3 protein-coding genes are annotated in these 3,351 nt (G+C 70.9%); 1 reads left to right on the top strand and 2 read right to left on the bottom strand.

Features of this window, described 5'->3' with window-relative positions; all coding sequences use genetic code 11:
• Nucleotides 1-245: 245 nt before the first annotated feature.
• Nucleotides 246-1,097: a LysR family transcriptional regulator gene (locus tag DN069_RS31705; protein WP_111506685.1), complete on the bottom strand. Its 852-nt coding sequence runs from the start codon at nucleotides 1,095-1,097 to the stop codon at nucleotides 246-248.
• 95 nt (nucleotides 1,098-1,192) lie between these two features.
• Here DN069_RS31705 and DN069_RS31700 point away from each other — a divergent pair, with 95 nt between their 5' ends.
• Nucleotides 1,193-1,924: an SDR family NAD(P)-dependent oxidoreductase gene (locus DN069_RS31700; protein ID WP_111506687.1), complete on the top strand. Its 732-nt coding sequence runs from the start codon at nucleotides 1,193-1,195 to the stop codon at nucleotides 1,922-1,924.
• A 137-nt stretch (nucleotides 1,925-2,061) separates the two neighbouring features.
• Here DN069_RS31700 and DN069_RS31695 read toward each other — a convergent pair whose 3' ends face one another.
• Nucleotides 2,062-3,225, bottom strand: coding sequence for a PP2C family protein-serine/threonine phosphatase (locus DN069_RS31695; protein WP_111506684.1), 1,164 nt, complete (start codon nucleotides 3,223-3,225; stop codon nucleotides 2,062-2,064).
• Nucleotides 3,226-3,351: the final 126 nt, after the last annotated feature.

Here is a 3,351-nt window from a genome sequence, read left to right as displayed (position 1 = left end):
CAGCGGCCGGAGACGCGTCTCCTCGACCTCGTCGAAGAGAGAAGCCTGGAGCGATGTGGAGAGGCCCATGGAACGAGAGTACTCCCCTGAATCGAACATGCGAGCGAACACGCCAGGGGTCGCCCGGTCACCTGACTTCTGTCTCGGTGTGACTGGTCGCGATGTCTGTCACCACCCCCTTCCCGGAACCCTCCCCCAGGATGAGCCGGGGCACGAAAGGAGGAACCTGGCCGCGCAAGTTGGACCTACTGGAGACGTGTCGCGGTCCGGACGAGGTCGGCAACGGCTCTGGACCGGCTGTGCGGCGGCCAGGCGATCACGGTGGTGACTGTCGGCGCGTCCAGCACGGGCACGGCCGCGAGGTCACTGGGCAGTTGGGCTCGGCACGACTCCGGTGAGACCGCGCAAGCACGGCCGAGTGCGACGAGCTGCAACAACTGCGCGTGGTCGCGGACTTGCGGGCCGGGGCCGGGCGGGTAGGTGCCGTCGGGGTCGGGCCAGCGTGGCAGGGGCAGGCCCGGCAGCCCGGTGATATCGGCCATGTGCACATGGGTCCGGGCAGTGAGCGGATGCCCGGCCGGCAGGACCGCAACCTGGCCCTCCGTGCTCAGCTCCTCGGTGTGGAACCCGGCCGTCGAGTCGAACGGCCGGTGCAGCAGCGCCACATCGGCCCGGCCCTCGCGCAGGAGCCGTCCCTGCTCCCCCGGCCCGCACAGGATGACCTCGACGGGGACCGTGCCGGGCTCGGCGGCGTAAGCGTCGAGAAGTCTCGCCAGCAGTTCGCGGGCCGCGCTGGCCTTCGTGACCAGAGCCAGGCCAGGACGGCCGGTCACGGACAGGGCGGCGCGGCGGGTCCGGCGCTCAGCGGCGTCGACCGCCTCCAGGGCCGCCCGGCCCTCGATCCACAGCACCGAGCCGGCCTCGGTCAGCTTGACGGTGCGGCTGGTCCGATCCAGCAGCACGGCCCCGAGCCGGCGTTCGAGCTGTTGGATTGCTCGTGACAGCGGTGGTTGCGCGATCCCGAGGCGCTGTGCGGCGCGCCCGAAGTGCAGCTCTTCGGCGACGGCGACGAAATACCGCAGTTCCCGGGTCTCCATGCGGCCACGCTATCCCGGATCAATACCCGGAGGGTATCGGTACCCACCCGATCGGTCTTGGACCTCAGCCGGGAGCCGAGGGCAGCATGATCCCCATGAGCGAACGAACGATTGCGCTGGTCACCGGCGCGAACAAGGGAATCGGCTACGAGATCGCCGCGGGCCTGGGCGCCCTCGGGTGGAGCGTCGGCGTCGGCGCTCGCGACCACCAGCGCCGTGGGGCCGCGGTGGAGAGGCTGCGCGCGGCCGGCGTCGACGCATTCGGCGTACCACTGGACGTGACCGACGACGCGAGCGCGACTGCCGCCGCACGGCTCATCGAGGAACAGGCCGGGCGCCTCGACGTGCTCGTCAACAACGCCGCCATCACCGGCGGCATGCCGCAGGAGCCCACTCAGGTCGATCCCACCACCATCCGGACGGTCGTGGAGACCAACGTGATCGGCGTCATCCGCGTCACCAACGCCATGATGCCGCTGCTGCGCCGCTCTGCCTCGCCGCGGATCGTGAACATGTCCAGCAGTGTCGGCTCCCTCACCCGCCAATCAGGACCCGCTGAAGAGCAGACGGCGGGTCCGGTGGCCGTGGCGTACGCGCCGTCGAAGACGTTCCTGAACGCCGTCACCCTCCAGTACGCCCGGGAGCTGAGCGGCACGAACATCCTGATCAACGCCGGCTGCCCCGGCTACGTCGCGACCGACCTCAACGGCTTCCGCGGCGTGCGCACCCCCGAACAGGGCGCGGCGATCGCCATCAAACTCGCGACCCTGCCCGACGACGGCCCGACCGGCCAGTTCTTCGACGACGCCGGCGTGGTGCCCTGGTGATACGCACGGCGGCCATCACCCGCCAGGTGAAGCGCCGGCCTTGAGCAGCCGGTTGGTTGCCCGAGTTTTGTTGGCCCGAGTGGTGACAACAGCCGTGACCGAGCGAGGCAGGTGACGCCTCCCTCGACCAGTCAGACTCAGGGCGCGCCCGACTCCTCGTCCGACCGGGTCACGGCGATCACGGCCGTGTCGTCCTGCACGGGGCCGCCCAGGTGCTGCTGGAGGTCGTCCATGAGCCGCCGCAGCAGCTCCGCCGGCGAGGCCGGTCGGCCCGTGCTGCCGTTCGCGGCCACCAGTGCTTCGACCCGTTCCTGGAGCGGATAGAACCTGCCGTACCCGTCCCGAGCCTCGATCAGGCCGTCGGTGTAGAGCAGCAGCACGTCCCCGCGTTCGAACTGGAACTCGGTGACGGGGTAGGCCGCGTCCTGCGGCCCGAGCCCCAGGCCCATCGGCGGACACTGGTCGTCGACCTCCAGCAGAGCTGCCGTTCCCTGGTGCAACAGCAGGGGAGGCGGGTGCCCGCAGTTGATCAGATTCAGCAGCGGCCCGTCGTCCAGGATGTCCACGATCGCGGCGGTCACGAACCGCTCGCCGATGTCCGCCCCCACCGCCTCGTCGCTGGCAGCGACCTCGGCCAGCCCCCAACTGACGCTGTCCTCGAGCGACGCCGCGAGCTCGGGCAGCGGTGCCTGCCGGTGCGCCGCGGCGTGAAAGGCACCGAGCAGCAGGGCGGCGTCCCCGAGGGTCTCCAGTCCCTTGCCCCGCACGTCGCCGATGACGAGCCGCGTTCCCAGCTGCGTCCGCGCGGCGGCGTACAGGTCCCCACCGATGTGTGCGCCGACCGTCGCCGCGTGGTACTCGGACGCGATCAGCAGCGGCCCGGCCCGTGTCGGCAGCGGTCGCAGCAGCACGCGTTGCGTCGCCTCGGACACCGTCCTGGCCCGTTCGAGTTCGAGGCCGCGGCGTTCCTGCAGGGCTGCGAAGACGACGATGAAGACCCCGATGATGAGGAGTGAGGCGATCTGCACTTCGAGGTTCTCGGTCGTCAGCACGCCTCTGGCGGCCCCGATGCTGACGAGGGTGATGACGGCCAGGGCGCCGATGGCCGCCGTGGCGCGCGCCCCGGCGAACGACGCGGTGATGGCGGGCGCGACCACCAGGAGCGGCCCGAGGTGGATGTCCGCCGGGGCGAGGATGTCCGTGGTGGCGATGAGCGCCATCAGCGCGACAGGCAGCAGGAGCAGCAGCCGACCAGCCCTCGCCCTCAGCCGCGCGGGCCGGGACGGAGCACGGTCCCCCATCTCTCGGCTCCTCTCCCACACACCGCCAGGTGCGGACCACCAGGCTTCCATGCCACGCCACCCCCGCATGATCCGCAACCGCGCTCACCCCACCCCCTTCTTCCTCCGCCGCCACATCCACCAACC

The sequence above is a fragment of the Streptacidiphilus pinicola genome (genome assembly GCF_003258295.1).
Classification (GTDB): domain Bacteria; phylum Actinomycetota; class Actinomycetes; order Streptomycetales; family Streptomycetaceae; genus Streptacidiphilus; species Streptacidiphilus pinicola.
Note: the sequence above shows the minus strand (reverse complement) of the source record. Positions and strands in the feature narration are given on the sequence as shown.

What these genes read in the sequence shown, in the direction of transcription:
- DN069_RS31705 (WP_111506685.1), bottom strand. Translation starts at nt 1,097, where the DNA reads ATGGAGACCCGGGAACTGCGGTATTTCGTCGCCGTCGCCGAAGAGCTG.
- DN069_RS31695 (WP_111506684.1), bottom strand. Translation starts at nt 3,225, where the DNA reads ATGGGGGACCGTGCTCCGTCCCGGCCCGCGCGGCTGAGGGCGAGGGCT.
- DN069_RS31700 (WP_111506687.1), top strand. Translation starts at nt 1,193, where the DNA reads ATGAGCGAACGAACGATTGCGCTGGTCACCGGCGCGAACAAGGGAATC.